We start from the raw sequence: 19117 nt of genomic DNA, 5'->3' as shown, positions 1-19117 counted from the left end.
GACCAGGATCAGCCGCGCGGCTGCAGCAGGTCTTCGATGCCGGCGCGCCAGAACAGCTCGCGGCGCACGCGGTCGGCCACGCCGTTCACGATCTCGGCGCCGTCCTGGGACGGATCGACGTGCACGCGGAACGGCCGCTTGCCGAAGGGCATGTCCACCACCTCGACCATCTTGCGCGCCACCTCGGCGGCGTCCGCGTCGGCCGGTTCCAGGGCTGCAAGCCCCTTGAGGATCTTGTCGGGCATGCCGGCGTACGGGCCTTCCATGTATGCCGCTTCGCGTGCCGTGTCGGCGGGCTTCCCGGCATGCGCGAAGTGGTTCGTTCCCTTCGTGAACGCACCGGGCACCATGATGGAGGTCTCGATGCCCCAGCGGGTGAGTTCGCCCGCGTAGCTCACCGCCAGCGAATCCATCGCCGCTTTCGCCGCGAAGTAGGGCGCGAGGAACGGCGGCGTTCCGCCGCGTGTGCTGCTCGACGATACCCAGAGCAGCAGGCCGCGTCCCTGGCGGCGCATCGCGGGCAGGGCTGCACGGTTCACACGCTGGGTCCCCAGCACGTTAACGTCGTAGAGCTGCGCGTATTGCTCCGCGGTGAAGGCTTCAGCCGGCCCGAAGACCATGTGCCCCGCGTTGTGCACGAGCACGTCGAGCCGGCCGTCGCGTTTCAGGATCTGTTCGATCGCGGCGTCGGCGGAGGCGTCGGAGGTCACGTCAAGTTCGACCACGCGCAGGTCGACGCTCCGTTCCTTCGCTTCCTTCAGGACAGCGTCCGCCTGGGCCGCATTGCGGCCCGCGATATCGCGCATGCTCGCGTAGACGGTGTGGCCGGCATCGGCGAGGGCGCGTGCGGTCAGCAGGCCAAAGCCGCTGGAAGCGCCGGTGATGAGTACGATCTGTTTCATGTTCAAACGACTCCGCCGTTGGCACGAAGAACCTGGCCGTTGATCCATGCGCCGTCCGCTCCGACGAGGAAGGACACGGCCGCCGCAATGTCTTCCGGAGTGCCCAGGCGTTCGAGCGGCGACAGCTTGGCGAGGCGGTCGACCAGTTCTTCCGACTTGCCGTTGAGGAACAGGTCCGTCGCGGTCGGGCCGGGAGCGATCACATTCACCGTGATCTCGCGGCCACGCAGTTCGCGGGCAAGCACCATGGTGGCCGCCTCGATCGCGGCCTTCGTGGCGGCATAGGGCCCGTAGCCAGGTTGCAGAAGACCGACGACACTGGAAGAGAAGTTGACGATGCGGCCGCCCTTGCGCAAGCGTCGAGCCGCTTCGCGCATGGTGTTGAAGCTGCCCTTCACGTTGATGTCGAACAGGCGGTCGTAGTCCTCCTCGGTCAGCTCCGCGATCGGCGCGAGCTGCATGACGCCGGCGTTGTTCACGAGCACGTCCATACCGCCGTAGACCTCTTCGACGGTGTCGAACAGGCGGCGGACATCGGCCACCTTGGACACGTCGCCCTGGGCACTGATGGCCTGGCCGCCCGCGGACTCGATCTCACGCACGACGTTTTCGGCGGCCTGGGCGCTGCCGGCGTAGTTCACCACCACGGTGTACCCGTCCCGGGCGAGGCGTTTGGCCACTGCGGCCCCGATGCCGCGCGAGGCGCCCGTGACGAGGGCAATCTTTGCTTGAGTATTCGCGTTCATGTCGATCCTCCGGTTCCGGCGCCATTGCCGGGCTGAGATAAGGATGCGCGTTGTCTCACACCGGATAATCCGCCAGAATTCGACTAGAGCATTCCATTCAGTGGAACAATTCGATGGCACTGGACCGATTCGACACCATGCGGCTCTTCGTCCGGATCGTGGAACGGCGCAGTTTCACGCTCGCCGCGAGCGACCTCGACCTGCCCCGGTCGACGGCGACCCAGGCCATCAAGCGCCTCGAGAGCCGCCTCGGCGTGCGCCTGCTTCAGAGGACGACGCGTCATGTGAGCCCCACCCTCGACGGCGAGGCCTACCATCGACGTTGTCTCGCCATCCTGGCGGACGTGGAAGATGCGGAGGCCGCATTCACGGACGCGCGGCCGACCGGACTACTTCGTGTGGACGTGCACGGCACCCTCGCGCGTGCCTTCGTCCTTCCCGACCTGCCGGACTTCCTGGCCCGCTACCCGGGCCTGCGCGTGCATATCGGTGAGGGCGACCGCCTGGTGGACCTCGTGCGCGAGGGCGTGGATTGCGTGCTGCGAGTCGGCGATCTTCACGACAGCAGCATGGTGGGCCGGCGCATTGCGATGCTGGAGGAAGTGACCTGCGCCAGTCCTGGTTACCTCGAGCGACATGGTACGCCGCAGACCCTGGACGACCTCGAGGGCCACGTTGCCATCGGCTTCGTGTCCACGGCCACCGGCAGCACCCTGCCGCTCGAGTTCGTGCACGGGGGCGAGGTGCGCAACGTCACGCTGCCGTCGGTCGTGACCGTTTCCGGTGCGGAAACGAACACGATGCTCGCTCGTCTCGGCCTCGGCCTGATCCAGGTGCCGCTCTATCACGTGGCGAAGGACCTCGCCGACGGCACGCTGGTGCGCGTATTGCCCGACCAGCCGCCGACGCCCTCGCCCGTATCCCTGCTGTATCCGCACAGTCGCCAGCTATCGCCACGCGTGCGTGTATTCATCGACTGGCTCGCCGGCACGTTCAGCGCACGTGCCGGCGAGGGCGTCACGATGATCTGACGGCCATCGTCAGTCGACGACGCGGCCCTCAGTGTCCACGACGTGCAACGCGGGAAACTGCTGCCGCAGCTGGGCTTCGATACGGGTGCGGTCGCCGACGATCACCCAGGTTCTGCCTTGCGTGCGGAGAAGATCCTCCAGCGCGCCGCTGACCCGCGGCGCGCTCAAACCTTGCAGCACGGCAGGCAGCGTCTGCCAGAAATCGTCGCGGCGCCCAAGCTTCACCGAGCTGGCAAGATTGAGCATGACCGCGCTGTCCGCTTGCAGCGCCGCCGTCAGCGAGCGTGCAAGGCCTGTCCGCACGCTGGCCACTTCCGTTTCCGAAAGGGGCGCCGAGCCATCGACCAGCGCGAAGATCTCGCGGCGAATCTCGGCAACGGCATCGACCGTGCGATCGGCCTGTACCGGCGCGTGGAAGGTAAACGTTCGCTGCCCGCGTTGACGGGACATGCCGCCCGCCACGCCGTAGCTCCACCCCTTGTCTTGCCGCAGGTTGGCATTCAGACGCGAGCCCGGCAGGTCGATGAACACCTGGCTTGCCAGATCGAGATTCAGGTCCTCGCCTGCCGGTGGGGCCAGTGAGCCGACGGCAATGTGTGCTTGCCGGGTCCCCGGCCGGTCGACGAGATAGGCCACATCGCCCGGCTCTCTCTTCACGGTATGCATGGGCACGGACGGTATCGGCGAGACGGGAGGTACCCACTCTTCGAATGCGCTTTCGAGCGCGCGTGCGCCCTCCTCGTGCGTTACGTCCCCGACCATGACCACGGTGAGGTTGTCGGGCCGCAGGTAATCGCGACGATAGGCGCCGACCGCATCCGCATCCATGGCCTGCAGCGATTCGCGCGTGCCATGGGGAAAGGCCGCAAAGCCATAGGGATGGCTTTCGCCGAAAAGCAGGCGATTCATCAGCCCGTGGGCGAGGCCGAAGGACGTCATCGTGCCCGTATCGGTTGCCGCCAATCGCTGCGTTCGCACGTGATCGATGTCGTCCTGGCCGACATTGTGACGGATGGCATCGACCATGAGCGCGAGGCCGGCTTGCAGCCTCTCGCGAGGCACGCGCAGGCCGACCACGCATGCGTCGATCTCGCAACCGGTTTCGAACGTGGCGCCCAAACGATTTGCCTGCATCGCGGCGGCGCCATCGAGCAGCGACAGGGTGAACAGCGCAGTGCCGGGCAGCCGCCCGAAATCGCCGGCACTGCCTCCGCCAAACTGGAAGCGGACGCGCACGAACGGCGAACCGGTACGTTGCGCGGACACGAGCGTGGACCCACGGCGGAGCCGACTCCGGTGCACGGTTGGGAACGAGAATTCCGCGGCATTTTCGACGACGGGCGGCGGGACCTGGCGGTCGACCGCCCACCCGTGCACGGCGCGAAAGGCGCCGGTCGCTGCGCCCCCCGGCGCAGGTTGTCCTTCGGCGATGCCAAGGCCCGTGTCGGACGCATCTTCGGCCTCGGCGTCGAATCCCTCCGGCGCCGGCAGCACCGACAGCGTGTAGCTGGGTTGACTGAGCCAGGCCGCTGCCTCGCGGCGTACCGACTCCGCATCCGCATGTGCCATCCGCAGCTGGGCCACCCACTCCTCTCCCGGATCGTCGTGCAATGCCTGCCCCAGAGCCAGGCGTCGTGCCTTGGCATCCATCCGCTCGGTTGCTGCGAGGAAATCCGTGTTCTCCTGCACTTGCGCCAGTGCGATCTCGTCGCGGTCCGGGCCGCTTGCCAGGAACCGGCGCAATTCCTCATCGAGTGTCGATTCGACGGCCGCGGGATCCGCCCCTTCGGCCACATCGACGATCAGCCACAACATGCCGGCAAGTGCGAGGGACGGAACGTACGCGGCGACGTCGGTGGCCACACCGTCTTGCGTGACCAGCCGGGCATGCAGGCGCGACGCGGCGCCGTCGCCCAGGATGCGCGCCGCCAGCCGCAAACGCGCCGCGGCATCGGTCCCTGCCTGCGGGATGGGCCACGCCCGGACAATACGGTGCTTGGCTACGTGGTCGTGCATCGTGCCGCGAGCCGCTACACGCAACGGAACGACCCACGGCTGCTGTCGCATCAGGTCGGGGCCCGGCGCCAGGTCGCCGAAGTAGGTCATGGCCTTTTCCCTTGCGGCTTCCGGCGTGATGTCCCCGGCCATAACCAGCGTGGCATTGGCGGCGCCGTAATGGCTGCGGAACCATGAACGAGCGTCTTCGACGGTGAGGTTGTCGAGATCCGCCGCGTGACCGTCGACGTCGTGGTGGTAGGGATGATTCGCTGGAAACAGATGCCGGAGCAGATGCGGGTATGCACGCGCGTAAGGGAGGTCCAGATTGTCGCGATGCTCGTTACGGACGACCGCGCGCTCGGTCGTCAGCCGCGTGTGGTCGAGCGGGCCCAGCAGATGCCCCATCCGATCCGACTCCAGCCATAACGCCCTGTCCAGGGCGGCCGTCGGCACGGTGGCGTAGTACGCGGTGTGGTCGAACGAAGTATCGGCGTTGACGTTTCCGCCGCCCATGTCGTTCATCGCGTCGAGGAAGGGCGCGTTGTAATGCTTCGACCCGCGGAACATGAGGTGTTCGAACAGATGGGCGAAACCGGTGCGACCGGCCGGTTCGTCGGCGGAACCCACGCGATACCAAACGGCGAGCGACACGATCGGCGCACTGTGGTCTTCATGCACGACGACGTTCAGGCCGTTGGGAAGGCGCAGGTTCCGATAGGCAAGGACCTCCGCGGCGGACGCCGCGGGCCACGCGCCCAGTGAAGCGAATACGGCAGCCCGCAACAGCGCGGCACCGGAAAACGAGGCGGTCATACAAAACTCCCATGCGGATGGAGCATGGAAGTTAGGTGCCGGGCGGTGGCGATCCTATCGGTCGGTGCCACCCGCCCAGGTGGGGTTTGTGTATCAGTTCTTGAGGGGCACGGTTTCGAAACCGCCCTGCGGCGTGGTGTTCGCCGGCGGCGGAGGCGGCGTATCGCTTCGCGTCGGCGTCAGGGTGCGGCTGCCACATGTGTACGCGCCCCAATCCTGTGAACCGTTGCTGGGCTCGCCCAGCGGCTTCACCGTGTCGGCACCCATCTTCGCGGCTTCGTTGCGGGCCATCACTTCGAGTTCGTCGCGCACCTTCAGGTCGTTGCGATCGACGGGACCGATACGGCTGGTGACCGAGACGGTGATCTTGCCTTGATCGCGGCAGCTGCCGACGTCGCCGTTCCACGCCGTGCGCACGTTGCGCGCGCTGTCGTCGAGCTTGATACCCCAGTCGCAACCGGAAAGCGCGAGTGGAATGAGGAGAAGGAGGATCTTGCGCATGGGAGGCTCCGGCCGAACGTTCGGCGCTTATGCTAACGGGGATGACGTCGAGGCGCGATCCATGCGTGGATCGCGCCTCCCTGCCGTTCAGTTCGCGGGGGCTGCCTCGTGCTTGTCCTTCCCCGCACCCGCCTGTTTCACCGGGTGACCGTCGGCATCGATGACCTGCACCTCGCCGAGGTTCAGCGCCCGGATGGGGGCCTCGATCTTGCGCAGGTCGCCCACGATCACCCACGTGAGTGCGTCGGGGCGAACCACCTCGGACAAGGCGGCCTCGGCGGCGCGGCGATCCACCGCCTCGATGCGCGGCTTCAACGTCTGCACGTAGTCGTCGGGGCGGTCGTACACGAGGATGCCGGTCATCGCGCCGAGCACGGCGCTGGTGGTCTCGAAGCTGCCCGGGAGGGCGCGCACGCGCTGCGCGCGAATCTTGGCGATCTCGTCGTCGGTCAACGGCTTCGCGCCGACGACGGCCTTCGCTTCCTTAAGGATTTCCTCCGCCGACTGCGCCGTCTTGTCCGTCTGCACGGGCGCGTAGATGAGCATGGGGCGCTGCCCCTGCGCATCCGACAGCATGCTGCCGGCGCCATACGCCCAGCGCTTTTCCTCGCGCAGGTTCATGTTGAGTCGCGAGGTGAACGTGCCGCCGAACGCGCCGTTGGCGATACCCAGGTCGAGCGCGTTCTTCGCCTTCGTCGAGGGCGCGATCAGGCCGGCGAGGATGAGCGACTGCGGCGCGTCGGTGCGGTTGATGAGAAAGACGCGCGGCTTGGGCTGCACGGCGACCATGCCCAGGTTCTTCTTCGGCACGGGGCTTGCCGGCGGCGTCCAGTCGCCGAAGACCGCATTCAGTTGCGGCAGGATCTCGGCCAGCGTGGTGTCCCCGGCCACGAGGATGCGCATGTTGTCGGGGCGCAGGAAGTCGCGCTGGAAGGCCTTCAGGTCGTCGGCTTTCAGCGAGGCGATGGCCTCGGCGGTGCCGCTACCGGTGAACGGAATGCCGTAGGCGTGGCCCGGGCCGTAAAGCAGCGGCGGAAGCGTGCGCAGCGCGAGCCCGGTCGGTTCGGTCTTTTCCTGCGCGATGCCGGCGAGCCACTGCCCGCGGATGCGCTCGATGTCCTCCGCCTTGAACGCCGGATGGCGCACGATATCGGCGAACAGGTCCAGCGAAGGCTTCAACTGCGCATTGAGCGCGTTGAGCCCGACGGCACAGGTGTCCAGCGAGCAGTTGGCGGTGACGAAGGCGCCGAGGCGTTCCTTGCGACGGGCCACTTCCACCGAATCCAGCGACGCCGTGCTTTCTTCCAGCAACGTGGAGGTGAAGCTTGCCGTGCCGAGCTTGCGGCCCTGGTCGGCGGCGTAGCCGGCGTCGAAGAGCACCTGCACCTGCGTCACCGGCACGGTGTGGCGTTCGGCGAGCACCACTTCCACGCCGTTCTTCAGCTTGCCGCGCTGAAGGGCCGGGAAGACGAGGTTGGGGAAGCTGTCGACCGAAGGCACGCCCTTGGCGCGGTCCACGTCCGACTTGGCCACGGTGTAGTTGCCGGGCTTCGGCAACACAGGGGCGGGCTTCTTGCCCGCAGGACCGAGCCCCACCACCGCCTTGTCTTCGGCCTCGGGATCGAAACCGGGAGCGGCCGGAAGCACGGTAAGGGTGTAGTCGCCCTTCGCCAGCCAGGTCTTGGAAGCCTTCAGCACCGAGGCAACCGTAGCCCCCTGCGCGCGTTCCAGGTCTTTCTTATAGGCCGCCGGATCGTTCCGGTACACCTGCCCCTCGGCAAGGATCGCCGCCTTGCCGGATCCACCCACTTTCTCGATGCCGCGGATGAAGCCCGCGCTGTTGACGACCCTGGCGCGAGCCAGCTCGTCGTCTGTCGGACCGTTGGCCAGGAATTCCTTCCATACGTCGGCGATGGCTGCTTCGACCTTCGCGGGGTCGACGCCGTTCTTCACGTCGACGCTGAGCTGCACCTGGCCGGCAAGGGCGAACGGAGCGATGCCGACGCTGACGTCGTCGGCGAGCTTGTCCTGGTACACGAGGCGCTGATAGAGGCGCGAGGTCTTGCCGCCGCCGAGCACGGTGGTGGCGAGGTCGAGCTGGATGGCGTCGTCGCTGCCGAGTTGCGGCACGACCCACGTACGCAGGATGCGCACCTGCGCCACCTGGTCGTGCTGCACGCCGCGCGTGGAGGTTTGCAGCGGGGTGATCCACGGCTGCTGGCGGGGTACCGGCGGGCCGGCCGGAATGTCGCCGAAGTATTTCTCGGCCTTTGCCTTCGCCTGCGCCGGCGTGATGTCGCCAGCCAGCACCAGGGTGGTGTTCGCGGCGCCGTAGTAGTCGTGGAACCACTTCTTGACGTCGGCGAGCGAGGCGGCGTCCAGGTCGGCCATGGAGCCGATGGTGTCGTGGTGGTAGGGGTGATTCGCCGGATAGGTGTTGAGCAGGACGTTCTCGTCGACGCGGCCATACGGGCGGTTTTCGCCCTGGCGCTTTTCGTTCTGCACCACGCCGCGCTGCGTGTCGAGTTCCTTCTGGCCGATGGCACCGAGCAGGTGGCCCATGCGGTCGGACTCCATCCACAGCGCCATGTCGAGCGCGGTGGTGGGCACGGTTTCGAAGTAGTTCGTGCGGTCGAACCAGGTGGTGCCGTTCATGTCGGTGGCGCCGGCCAGTTCGAACGGCTGGAAGTACGTGCCCTTGCGGTTCTCGGAGCCCGAGAACATGAGGTGCTCGAAGAGGTGCGCGAAACCCGTCTTGCCCTTCGGCTCGTCGGCGGAACCGACGTGGTACCAGATGCTGACCGCGACCACGGGCGCCTTATGGTCCTCGTGGACCACCACGGTGAGTCCGTTGGACAACTGGAATCGGGTGAAGGGGATATCGGGAATGGCGTCGGTCGACGCGGGGGCGGCGGACACGGCACCGACCAGGAACATCAGCCCCGCGGCAAGCAGGGTGTAGCGCTTCTTCATCTATGGCTCCTCAGGGCCTTCGTGGCCTCGACTCATCGAGGCTAGCCCGCGTCGTCCGTCCGGCGCAATCGGCCCCTGGTCATGGTCGCGGACGGTGTCCGCTCGGGCGCGGGCAGTGTCCGCGGACAGACACGCGTATCGGGGCGATCTGACAAACCTCATGCGAATCAGCTGATTGCGCGAACTTAAAAGCTGGCACGGCGTTTGCGTTACTAGGCATACGAAGCCGGTGGATACACCGCCGGCACCCCGACGAGGAGAACGCCATGAAGTACGAAATGCTGATGCTCCGCAGCCTGCTGGTCACCACGATGCTGATCTGCGGCCTGACCCTCGGCCAGATGTTCTGACCATGCGTACCCACACGATGCAAGGAAACGACACCATGAAACACGAACTTCTGATGCTCCGCAGCCTGCTGGTGGCCTCGCTGCTGGTCTGTGGCCTGATCCTCGGCAACATGCTCACCTACGCCGGCGAGCCGATCCAGCTGGCCCATGTGGGTGCGGCGAGCGTCGGCAGCACCGCGCCGGCCTGCCCGCTCCCGCCGGATGGCGTCGTGTGCCCCTTCGCGGCCTCATAATGGGCGCATGCCCCACGTCATCCTGTTCCGACCTGAGATTCCGCCCAATACGGGCAACGTGATCCGCCTCTGCGCCAATACCGGCGCGGCTTTGCACCTCGTGCGACCGCTTGGCTTCGAGCTGGACGACACCCGCCTGCGCCGCGCCGGACTGGATTACCACGAGTTCGCCCGCGTCGCCGTCCACGACGACCTCGACGCCTGCCTCGCCGCGATCGGCCACCCTCGCGTCTTTGCCTTCTCCACCCGGGGCCGCCGGCTGCATACGGACGTCGCCTTCCAGGAAAATGACGCGCTGCTGTTCGGCTGCGAAACCGCCGGCCTGCCGGACGCCGTGCTCGACGCGATTCCGGACGAGCAGCGCATCCGCCTGCCCATGCGCCCCGGCAACCGCAGCCTCAATCTGTCGAACGCGGTGGCGGTCGCGGTATTCGAGGCCTGGCGCCAGGCGGGGTTCGACGGCGCGGCTACCTAGGCCCAAGCTACAATCCGGGGCATGACCACCGATCGCCCCGCGGCCGACGCCGGCCCCAACCGTTTCCTGCCCCGTCCCTTGCGTGTCCTTGCCGGCCGCGCGATGGAAGTCGCGCTCAATCGTGCGGTCGACCTCGACCCGGACACACGCTCTCGGCTCGACGCCCTCGAAGGCCGCAGCGTTCAGGTGCACCTGGACGGTCCTGAGCTGGCGCTGCGCATCTCGGTCGGCAAGGGCCGGCTCCGGGTCGGGCCGCCCGAAGAGGGCGGCAGCCTCCGCGTCAATGCTTCGCCGGGCAGCCTGCTGGCCATGGCGCTCCGGCGCGACGAGGACGGCGTGGCCCCGGGCAAGGTGGAGATCGCCGGCGACGCCGAGCTGGCCCGCCGGCTGGAACGCCTTGCGAGGCAGTACGCACCCGACGTCGAGGAGGCGTTTGCCAGGACCTTCGGCGATGTCGTCGGAGTGCCGCTGGCCAAGGCGCTGCGTGAAGCACTGACGCACGCGAAGGAATCGTTCGCGCACCTCGGCGAGGACACCGCCGACTGGCTGCGCGACGAGGGCCGGGTGGCGGTGGCGCCCGGCGAGATGGATGGATTCCTCGACGGCGTGGACGCGGTGCGCGAGCGCACCGAGCGCGCCGAGGCACGGCTGGCCCGGCTCGAGCGCGCGCTGAAGGAGCATGGCGCATGACGTCGCTGCGCCTTGCGCCGCGCCTGCTGCGCGTCACCGCCGTCCTCCTCAAGTACCAACTCGACGAACTGGTTGACAGCGCGCACCTCTTTCGTCCGCTGAAGCTCGTGCGTCCGCTGTTTCCGGGGCCACCGGCCGATGTGCGCGGGCTGCCGCGCGGTGCGCGCCTTCGTCTCGCGCTGACCGAACTCGGCCCCATCTTCGTCAAGGCGGGGCAGGTGCTCTCCACGCGCCGCGACCTCGTGCCCGCCGATGTGGCCGACGAGCTTGCCCTGCTGCAGGACCAGGTTCCCCCGTTTCCGGGCAGCGAGGCGCGCGCCATCGTCGAACGGGAACTGCGCGCGCCCATCGGCACCCTGTTCGCGGCCTTCGACGAAATCGCGCTGGCCTCCGCATCCATCGCCCAGGTGCACGCCGCGACGCTGCACGACGGCCGCGAGGTGGTGGTGAAAGTGTTGCGCCCCGGCATCGACCGACGCATCGCGCGCGACGTCGACCTCCTGCACGCGCTCGGCCGACTCGCCCAGCGCTGGCATCCCAACGCCGACAAGATCCGCCCGCTCGATGTGGTGGCCGAAGTCGAGAAGATGCTCTCGAACGAGCTCGACCTGCAGCGGGAAGGCGCCAGCGCCAGCCTGCTGCGCCGGAACTTCGCCAGCGGCATCGACCTCTACGTGCCGGAAGTGCACTGGGACTACAGCACCGAACGCGTGCTGACGCTCGAACGCGTACGTGGCGTGAGCTCCGACGACATCGAAGCGATCGACGCCGCGGGTCTCGATCGCAAGCAGCTAGCGGAGAAGGGCGTCAGGCTCTTCTACGAACAGGTGTTCCGCGACAACTTCTTCCACGCCGACGCGCATCCGGGAAACATCTGGGTGGACACCTCGCGCCTGGAGGAACCGCGTTTCATCGCACTCGACTTCGGCATCATGGGATCGCTTCCCGAAGCGGACCAATACTGGCTGGCGGAAAACTTCATCGCGCTGTTCGAGCGCGACTACGCGCGCATCGCGCAGCTGCATGTGGCGGCGGGCTGGATGCCTTCCACCATCCGCATCGACGAACTGGAAGCCGCCGTGCGTACGGTGTGCGAACCGTACTTCACCCGCCCGCTAGCGCAGATCTCCATCGCGGAACTGGTGGTCAAGCTGTTCCAGACCGCGCGCCGCTTCGAACTGACGCTGCAACCGCAACTCATCCTGCTGCAGAAGACGCTGCTCAATATCGAGGGCGTCGGCCGCATGCTCGATCCGGAGATCGATATCTGGGCCGTCGCGCATCCGGTGCTGCGGCGTATCCTGCGCGAACGCTACAGCGTGCGCAGCACGCTCCGCGACGTGCGTCGACGCCTGCCCGAGTGGATGCACAACGCCCCGCGCATGCCGGAACTCGTTCGCGACGCCCTGCGCCAGGTGGCGAGCGGGCGGCAGATGCAGGTAGCGGACCCGGTGGCGCTTGCGCTGGCGCGCGAGGATGCGCGGCGCATGCGGCGGCTCGTGGCGTGCGCCTTGCTCGGCTCGGCGCTGCTGGTCTGTGCCGCGCTCATCGGCACGCTGGCGCCGCGGGCGGTGTGGCCGGCCGCGGCCGTCGCGGTTGCGGGCCTCGTCGCGTTCGCCGCGGGCTGGCCGCGCCGCCTGCCCTGAGCCGTGCTGGAAATCCTCTACCAGGACGACGACCTCGTCGCCGTCAACAAGCCCGCGAACCTCGCCGTGCACCGGTCGAAGTTCGTGGGCCCGGACGACGCCTTCCTCGTCGACCTGCTGCGGGAGCAGGTGGAAGGCCGGTTGCATCTGGCGCACCGCCTCGATCGGGCGACGTCCGGCGTGTTGCTGGTCGCGCGTTCGCCCGAGATGGCCGCGCAGCTCGGCGAGCAATTCATGGGGCGCAGCGTGCGCAAGCGCTACCTCGCGGTCGTTCGCGGGTGGCCGGAGCCCACCGAGGGAACGGTGGACTATCCCCTTCCCGGCTCACGCGACACCGGGCCGCGCAAGGATGCCCGAACCGACTATCGCCGCCTTGCCACCGTCGAGGTGGACATTCCACTGGGCCGTTACGAGAAGCAGCGCTACGCTCTGGTGGCGGCGGAACCGCAGACGGGTCGCTTCCGCCAGATCCGCAAGCACTTCGCCCATATCCATCATCCGATCGTGGGCGATAGCCAACACGGCCGCGGCGACCACAATCGCCTGTTCAAGCAACACTTCGCCTCGCATCGGCTGCTTCTGCACGCGGCGTCGTTGTCCTTCTTTCATCCGGCCAACGGACGTCCCCTCACCGTCGCCGCCGGCCTGGACGATACCTGGGTCCGCCTCCTGGAACGTTTTGCGTGGCAAGAGGCATGCGCATCGTGGATGGATGCCTCCCCGGGCAGGTTCTAGCGAGCCAGCCACTCGTTGAGGGTGCCATACCCGACGTCCGGCCCCTCCCGTTCCAGCAGTTCGGCGGCCTTGCGCCCGGCCGCCACATACGCTTCCAGCGAAAGCGCGATACCGGCGCTCAGCCGGCGCGCACCGGCGTCGAACAGCTCCTGGCGCGACGGGAGCCCGGGCACCAGCATGACATTGAGCGGCATGGGTGCGATCCCGCCCGCCACCCGGCGCACCTCGTCGACGATCTTGATGCCAGGCACGAAGAGCCCGTCCGCGCCCGCGTCGCGATAAAGCGCGCCGCGCCGTAGCACTTCTTCCACACCCGCGTCGCCCGAAGCCACGCCGCGAAGGAAGACGTCGGTGCGCGCGTTGATGAAGAGGTCGCGTTCCCCGAGGGCGTCGCGTATCGCGCGCAGTTTCGCCGCCAGCAGCGCCGGGTCCTTGTTGCCATCCTCGATGTTGATGCCCGCCACGCCCGCGTCCACGAGACGGGATACAAACGAGGCCACCGCGGACGGTTCGTCGTCGCATCCCTCTTCGATGTCGGCCGTAAGGGGAACATCGATCACGCGGACGATACGGCGGAGCGCCGCCAACATCTCCTCCGCCGGCAAGCGATCGCCATCCGGCCAACCGCAGGACCAGGCCACGCCGGCGCTGGTCGTGGCAACGGCGCTGGCGCCGGCATGCTGCACCACCGCGGCGCTGGCAGCGTCCCACGCGTTGGGGAGCACAAGGAGGGCCGATCCATTGTGCAGATCGCGGAGTCGTTGGGCATTCATGCGGCGTTTTCCCGGGACGAAGGTCGAGCCACCATCTCCCAAGTCCGGCAGGACCGCAACCGCGTTTCGGGCGCCGATTCGGCGCATGGACCGTGTAGGAGACGCCAAGACGCGGTGAGCCACCGCCTCACCCGTCACAGACACGGCGTTCAACACCTCGATGCTCGAATGGCCCCCGACCCGGCCTGGCGACAGCCGTCGTGCCGGCCACATCGATCGAGGAAACGCCATGAACGAAGACACCCTCAAGGGCCAGTGGAAGCAGCTGAGCGGCAAGGTGAAGGAGAAGTGGGGGAAGTTGACCGACGACGACCTCAAGGTTGCCGAAGGCAGCAGCGAGTACCTCGCCGGCAAGGTCCAGGAGCGCTATGGCGTTGCAAAGGACGAGGCCGAAAGGCAGGTAAAGGAATTCCGCAAGGAATTCGAACAGCACGATCGGAAGCACTGATCTCACCCCCATTCGCTGAAGGAGACCCACACCATGCTTCATTGGGCCGTCATCTTTTTCGTGATCGCGCTTATTGCCGCGGTCTTCGGCTTCACCGGCATCGCCGCCGGTGCCGCCAGCATCGCGAAGATCCTTTTCGTGGTCTTCCTGATCCTGTTCATTCTTTCGCTGCTGTTCGGCGGTCTGCGTCGCGGGCCGAGAGTCTAGTCGGCAGCACCTTGAGAACACTCAAAGCCCCGGCCCCAGACCGGGGCTTTTTTTGGTTCATCGCATAGCCCCCGGGCAAGGAAGAGCGATAACAGCGTTACCAGGATGCGGCCATGCCGCTCGTCACCGCCAGCGTGCCGCTCGTCCTCACCGCACTTTCCCCGGTCGCGGGTTGGCCGCACACTGCCTCCTGGCTCGCATGGGGAGGCATCCGACGTGAACTCGATCCGGGACGCCCGGCTGGCGCGGCCAGCGCTGGCGTTCGGTTTCTGGACGCTCCTTGCGCTCTCGTACTCGGTCAGCGCGGTGCTCTCGTCCATCAGCGAGGGCCGTACGCCGGACTGGCCACGTGCGCTCGTTTGGAACCTGGCCAACTTCTGGCTGTGGATGGTTCTGGCACCGCTCGTCGGCTGGTTCGGGCGTCAGGCAACGGGCGCGGGGTGGCAACGCTTCTGCGCCGTGCACGTACCGGCAAGCCTGCTGGTGGCCCTGGTTCAGATGCTGGCCCAGCTGTCGGTGTTCTGGGTCCTGTGCGGGCCGGGCCATGCGCCCGTGCATTCGCTCGCGGGTTTCGTGGGCATGCAGTTCGCCTACAACTTCCACCTGGCCCTGCTCACCTACTGGCTCATCCTCGTCGTGCTGCGGGGTCTGGAATCGCGTCGACGGCTGCGTGACGAACGCCTGCGCAATGCGCGGCTCGAGACACAACTGGCGCAGTCGCAATTGCAGGCCCTGCGCATGCAGTTGCAGCCGCACTTCCTGTTCAACACGCTCAATGCGATCTCTGCCCTCGCCCTGGCCGAGCCCCTGCGGGCCCGCCTGATGATCGCGCGGCTCAGCGACTTCCTGCGCATGACCCTGGAGCAGCGGCATGCGCAACAGGTGCCGCTGTCGCAGGAGGTGGAATTCCTGCGCTGCTACCTGGACATCCAGCAGGTGCGCTTCCAGGATCGCCTCTCGACGCGCCTGGACGTGGCGGACGACACGCTGCGCGCCTCCGTGCCCAGCATGATCCTGCAGCCGCTGGTGGAGAACGCCCTGCGCCACGGTCTGCTTGCCAAGGCCGAGCCCGGCAAGCTGCGTGTCGCCAGCCACCGGGAAGGCCACGTGCTCCACCTGCGCGTCGACGACGATGGCCTTGGCCTGCCTCCCGGCGGGGTGAGCGAAGGTGTGGGGCTGGGCAATACCCGTGCGCGGCTCGACGTGCTGTTCGGTGCGGAAGCCAGCATGGAACTGAGCCGCAACGCCGACGGCGGCACGTGCGTGGAGCTGCGCTTCCCGTTCCGCGAGTACGCGGCATGAAGGCGATACGCACGCTGCTGGTGGACGACGAGGTCCTGGCACGCCTGGCGCTGCGACAGGCACTCTGCGCGCACCCGAACGTGGAGATCGTCGGGGAATGCGGAAACGCGGCCGAAGCCTTGCAGGCCTATGCCGCGCTCACTCCCGACCTTCTTTTCCTCGATATCCGCATGCCCGGCCTGGACGGTTTCGAACTGCTGGGCGAGCTGAAGCCCGACACCTTGCCGATGGTCGTGTTCACCACCGCATACGACCAGCATGCGCTGCGCGCATTCGATGCCAATGCGCTCGACTATGTGCTGAAGCCGCTCGACCAGGCACGCTTCGACCAGGCGATGGACCGCGTGCGGCGACACTGGCACGGCCTGCATGCGCACACGCCGACAAAGGTGCCAATGGCATCGACCCTTCCGCTGCAGCGGATAAGCGTGCGCGTGGGCGAGCACGTGCGGGTGATCGCCACCGATGCCATCGACTGGATAGAGGCGGACGGCAACTACGTGCAGATCCACCTCGGCACACAGTGTTACCTGCACCGCGATACGCTTCGCGGCCTGCTCGCCACGCTCGATCCGCAACGCTTCCTCCGCATTCACCGTGGCACGCTGGTGAACATCGAGCGCATTCGCGAAGTTCATCCGTTGTTCCAGGGAAATGCCGAGGTCGTCCTCCACGATGGCACACGCCTCAACCTGAGCCGCCGCTTCCGTGTGCATGCCCGACGGGCGCTCGGCATCGCCTGAGATCACCCTTCCCCCGCGACGCCTTCCGCTTGTCGCCGCGATACGACCGTTCGTCACAAACCCGGCGCGAACACTCCGGTGACGGTCCACCCTGCGTTCTCGCCCCACAAGGAAGCCACGCATGACTTCGTACCGCATCGCCTGGGCCATGGCACTGGCCCTCTCCTGCCATGCCGCCACCGCCGGCGATCTACTCGCCCCGGGCATCGTTTCCACCGGCCTTCAGGAAACCACCGCCGCCGTATCGCCCGACGGCAACACGCTGGTCTTCATGCGCTCCGACCTGGCGGAAAAGGACGATACCCTGCTGCTGTCCCGACGCCAGGAAGGGCAATGGTCCACGCCCGAGGTGCCTGCGTTCTCGGGCGAGTGGCACGACTCCGAGCCCACGTTCTCACCGGATGGTCGCCGCCTGTATTTCGTGTCCAACAGACCACCGCACTCCGGTGACGCACCGCTTGTCGCCGAAATGGGCGGACACCGTTTTCCGGGGACCAACCTCTGGTACGTGCCGCGGGACACGAACGGCCGCTGGGGCCATCCCGTGCATGTCGAAGGTGCGCTCAACGATGGCGCCATGATCTACAACCCTTCGATCGCCGCCAACGGCGACGTGTACTTCTCCGCACACCGTGCCGATTCCGGCAGATTGTTCCAGATCTATGTGTCGCGCCAGACCCCTCAGGGCCTCGCACCGCCGCAGCGCGTCGAGCTCGGCGACATGACCCGGAATCGCATGGACCCGGCCATCGATCCCGCCCAGCGCTTCATCGTCTACGCCGGCGACGAGGGCGATTCGCTCGGTCGCGCCGACCTCTACATCGCCTTCCGCGAGGCGGACGGGCGCTGGGGCAAACCCGAGCACCTCGCTGGCGACGTGAACAGCGAGGGGCTGGAAAACGCGCCGTCCCTCGGTCCGCATTTCGGCGAACTGTATGTCGCGAGCGATCGCCAGCCTGCGGTAGCGTTTCCGAAGAAGCGTGACGATGCGGCCTCGTTGCAGCAAAGGCTGTCCGGACCGTTGAACGGTTCGCGCAACCTGTGGCGGTTCGATATTTCGGACGTGCTGCGCCGGCATGGGCTGAAGGAAACGCCCCGGTGAGCGAGGCGCATTGATTTTTCCCAACTCATGCAATATATAAAGTTGCATGAAAAGAGACAGTCGTTTGTCGGGCGTGCTCCACGTCCTTCTGCACATGGCCGAGGCCGGGGCTCCCGTCACCTCCGAGGCCATGGCCAGAGCCATGCAGACCAACCCCGTCGTCGTCCGCCGGATCATGGCGGGCCTTCGCGACATGGGCTTCGTGCGCTCGGAAAAAGGCCATGGCGGGGGCTGGACGATGGCGCGAGACCTCGCCTCGATCACCTTGCGTGACGTTTACACCGCCCTCGGCGCACCGGAGCCCTTCGCACTGGGCCATCGCACCGAATCGCCGGGCTGCCTCGTGGAGCAGGCGGTCAATGCCGCGCTCGACGGTGCGTTTCGCGACGCCGAAGCCCTGTTGCTCGACCGCTTCGGCGAGGTGACGCTCGCGGCGCTCAGTGCCGACTTCCACGCTCGCATGGTCGCGAGCGGGAAAACCATCGACCTGGAGAGCGTTCATGCAGCATGACGCGATCGTTGTCGGCGGCAGCTTCGCAGGGCTGTCCGCCGCCATTCACATCGCCCGCGCTCGTCGCTCGGTGTGCGTCATCGACACCGGCCTTCCGCGAAACCGCTTCGCGGATGCGTCGCATGGCTTCTTCGGACAGGATGGCGATGACCCAAAGGCCATGATCGCGAAGGCGCGTGCGCAACTTCAGCGATATCCGACCGTGCGAACGATTGCCGGAGAGGCTGTCGGTGCGTCCGCCATTTCCGGCGGGTTCGAGATTCGGCTTGCCAACGACGACGTGCTGACCGCGACCAAACTCGTGCTGGCTTTCGGGATCTCCGACACGCTGCCCGATGTACCGGGTCTCGCGGAACGCTGGGGCAAGAGTGTGCTGCATTGCCCCTATTGCCACGGCTTCGAATACGCGGGCGGACGCCTCGGCGTGCTCCAGACGATGCCGCTATCAGCGCATCAGGCGCAGTTGATCGCTGACTGGGGCCCGACGACGTTTTATCTAAACGGCGGCGAGGCACCGGATGCCGAGACGACGGCCAAACTGCATCGACGCGGCGTGGTGATCGAGCCCGCTCCCGTCCTCGAACTCCGCGGTGACAATACGTCGCTGTCCGCCATCCTCCTGTCGGACGGTCGAGAGATCGACATCGATGCACTCTATCTCGCGCCACGCACCCGGCTGAACAGTCCGATCGCCGAGCAACTCGGCTGCAAACTGGAGGATGGCCCGGTCGGCCCCATCATCCGTACCGATGCCTCCAGGTTGACCACGGTACCCGGTGTCTACGCGGCTGGTGATGCGGCACGCGTACCGCATAACGCGACTTGGGCGGCTGCCGATGGCGTGACCGCAGGCACGGCTCTGCATCAGGCACTCGTGTTCGAGCCCGCTGGAACCTGAAGGCGGATCACCACCAACAACCTCTACAGGAGTTCACGGA

General features: G+C 66.9%; 19 protein-coding genes. 13 read left to right on the top strand and 6 right to left on the bottom strand.

Features of this window, described 5'->3' with window-relative positions; genetic code table 11:
* Nucleotides 1–8: 8 nt before the first annotated feature.
* A complete protein-coding gene (locus tag HBF26_RS08665) occupies nucleotides 9–902 on the bottom strand; it encodes an SDR family oxidoreductase (RefSeq protein WP_167125058.1) in 894 nt (297 codons plus the stop codon).
* A 2-nt stretch (nucleotides 903–904) separates the two neighbouring features.
* Nucleotides 905–1648, bottom strand: coding sequence for an SDR family oxidoreductase (locus HBF26_RS08660; protein WP_167125057.1), 744 nt, complete (start codon nucleotides 1646–1648; stop codon nucleotides 905–907).
* A gap of 119 nt (nucleotides 1649–1767) precedes the next feature.
* On the opposite strand from HBF26_RS08660, the gene HBF26_RS08655 reads away from it, so the two are divergent.
* The gene (locus HBF26_RS08655; protein WP_167125525.1) at nucleotides 1768–2679 is read left to right on the top strand and encodes a LysR family transcriptional regulator; all 912 of its coding nucleotides are present in this window, start codon (nucleotides 1768–1770) and stop codon (nucleotides 2677–2679) included.
* 9 nt (nucleotides 2680–2688) lie between these two features.
* On the opposite strand, the gene HBF26_RS08650 is transcribed toward HBF26_RS08655, so the two are convergent.
* From HBF26_RS08650 to HBF26_RS08640, 3 genes are all read right to left on the bottom strand, one after another.
* Nucleotides 2689–5490, bottom strand: coding sequence for a M16 family metallopeptidase (locus HBF26_RS08650; RefSeq protein ID WP_167125056.1), 2802 nt, complete (start codon nucleotides 5488–5490; stop codon nucleotides 2689–2691).
* Between the two features lie 93 nt (nucleotides 5491–5583).
* On the bottom strand, nucleotides 5584–5991 hold the full coding sequence (locus HBF26_RS08645; protein ID WP_167125055.1) for a DUF4156 domain-containing protein: 408 nt from the start codon (nucleotides 5989–5991) through the stop codon (nucleotides 5584–5586).
* 87 nt (nucleotides 5992–6078) lie between these two features.
* Entirely contained in the window at nucleotides 6079–8964 is a 2886-nt protein-coding gene (locus tag HBF26_RS08640) for a M16 family metallopeptidase (RefSeq protein ID WP_167125054.1), read from the bottom strand.
* A 385-nt stretch (nucleotides 8965–9349) separates the two neighbouring features.
* On the opposite strand from HBF26_RS08640, the gene HBF26_RS08635 reads away from it, so the two are divergent.
* The 5 genes from HBF26_RS08635 to HBF26_RS08615 are packed head-to-tail and all read left to right on the top strand — an operon-like array spanning nucleotide 9350 to nucleotide 13093.
* Entirely contained in the window at nucleotides 9350–9547 is a 198-nt protein-coding gene (locus HBF26_RS08635; RefSeq protein ID WP_167125052.1) for a hypothetical protein, read from the top strand.
* A 7-nt stretch (nucleotides 9548–9554) separates the two neighbouring features.
* Nucleotides 9555–10022: a tRNA (cytidine(34)-2'-O)-methyltransferase gene (locus HBF26_RS08630; protein WP_167125050.1), complete on the top strand. Its 468-nt coding sequence runs from the start codon at nucleotides 9555–9557 to the stop codon at nucleotides 10020–10022.
* Nucleotides 10023–10043: 21 nt separating this feature from the next.
* Complete coding sequence (locus HBF26_RS08625) at nucleotides 10044–10712, top strand: ubiquinone biosynthesis accessory factor UbiJ (protein WP_167125048.1); 669 nt, start codon at nucleotides 10044–10046, stop codon at nucleotides 10710–10712.
* Nucleotides 10709–12358, top strand: a complete 1650-nt coding sequence (gene ubiB, locus HBF26_RS08620) for a ubiquinone biosynthesis regulatory protein kinase UbiB (RefSeq protein WP_167125046.1) — start codon at nucleotides 10709–10711, stop codon at nucleotides 12356–12358. The genes HBF26_RS08625 and ubiB overlap by 4 nt, the downstream gene beginning before the upstream one ends.
* Before the next feature lie 3 nt (nucleotides 12359–12361).
* Nucleotides 12362–13093, top strand: coding sequence for a pseudouridine synthase (locus HBF26_RS08615; RefSeq protein WP_167125044.1), 732 nt, complete (start codon nucleotides 12362–12364; stop codon nucleotides 13091–13093).
* On the opposite strand, the gene HBF26_RS08610 is transcribed toward HBF26_RS08615, so the two are convergent.
* Nucleotides 13090–13866, bottom strand: a complete 777-nt coding sequence (locus tag HBF26_RS08610; protein WP_167125042.1) for an isocitrate lyase/PEP mutase family protein — start codon at nucleotides 13864–13866, stop codon at nucleotides 13090–13092. The two genes, HBF26_RS08615 and HBF26_RS08610, sit on opposite strands and share 4 nt — an antisense overlap.
* A gap of 229 nt (nucleotides 13867–14095) precedes the next feature.
* On the opposite strand from HBF26_RS08610, the gene HBF26_RS08605 reads away from it, so the two are divergent.
* The 7 genes from HBF26_RS08605 (at nucleotide 14096) to HBF26_RS08575 (ending at nucleotide 19077) form a co-directional block, all read left to right on the top strand.
* Entirely contained in the window at nucleotides 14096–14314 is a 219-nt protein-coding gene (locus HBF26_RS08605) for a CsbD family protein (RefSeq protein ID WP_167125040.1), read from the top strand.
* Nucleotides 14315–14347: 33 nt separating this feature from the next.
* A complete protein-coding gene (locus tag HBF26_RS08600) occupies nucleotides 14348–14521 on the top strand; it encodes a DUF1328 domain-containing protein (protein ID WP_167028689.1) in 174 nt (57 codons plus the stop codon).
* A 216-nt stretch (nucleotides 14522–14737) separates the two neighbouring features.
* On the top strand, nucleotides 14738–15823 hold the full coding sequence (locus tag HBF26_RS08595; protein ID WP_338039648.1) for a sensor histidine kinase: 1086 nt from the start codon (nucleotides 14738–14740) through the stop codon (nucleotides 15821–15823).
* Nucleotides 15820–16566: a LytR/AlgR family response regulator transcription factor gene (locus tag HBF26_RS08590; RefSeq protein ID WP_167125036.1), complete on the top strand. Its 747-nt coding sequence runs from the start codon at nucleotides 15820–15822 to the stop codon at nucleotides 16564–16566. Before HBF26_RS08595 ends, HBF26_RS08590 begins: the two co-directional genes overlap by 4 nt.
* A gap of 121 nt (nucleotides 16567–16687) precedes the next feature.
* Nucleotides 16688–17668, top strand: a complete 981-nt coding sequence (locus HBF26_RS08585; RefSeq protein ID WP_167125034.1) for a TolB family protein — start codon at nucleotides 16688–16690, stop codon at nucleotides 17666–17668.
* 46 nt (nucleotides 17669–17714) lie between these two features.
* On the top strand, nucleotides 17715–18179 hold the full coding sequence (locus HBF26_RS08580; RefSeq protein WP_167125032.1) for an Rrf2 family transcriptional regulator: 465 nt from the start codon (nucleotides 17715–17717) through the stop codon (nucleotides 18177–18179).
* Nucleotides 18169–19077: an NAD(P)/FAD-dependent oxidoreductase gene (locus tag HBF26_RS08575; RefSeq protein ID WP_167125029.1), complete on the top strand. Its 909-nt coding sequence runs from the start codon at nucleotides 18169–18171 to the stop codon at nucleotides 19075–19077. Before HBF26_RS08580 ends, HBF26_RS08575 begins: the two co-directional genes overlap by 11 nt.
* Nucleotides 19078–19117: the final 40 nt, after the last annotated feature.

Origin of the sequence: Luteibacter jiangsuensis, from assembly GCF_011742555.1 — a bacterium.
Taxonomy (GTDB): Bacteria; Pseudomonadota; Gammaproteobacteria; order Xanthomonadales; family Rhodanobacteraceae; genus Luteibacter; species Luteibacter jiangsuensis.
This window is presented reverse-complemented; position numbering and strand designations above follow the sequence as displayed.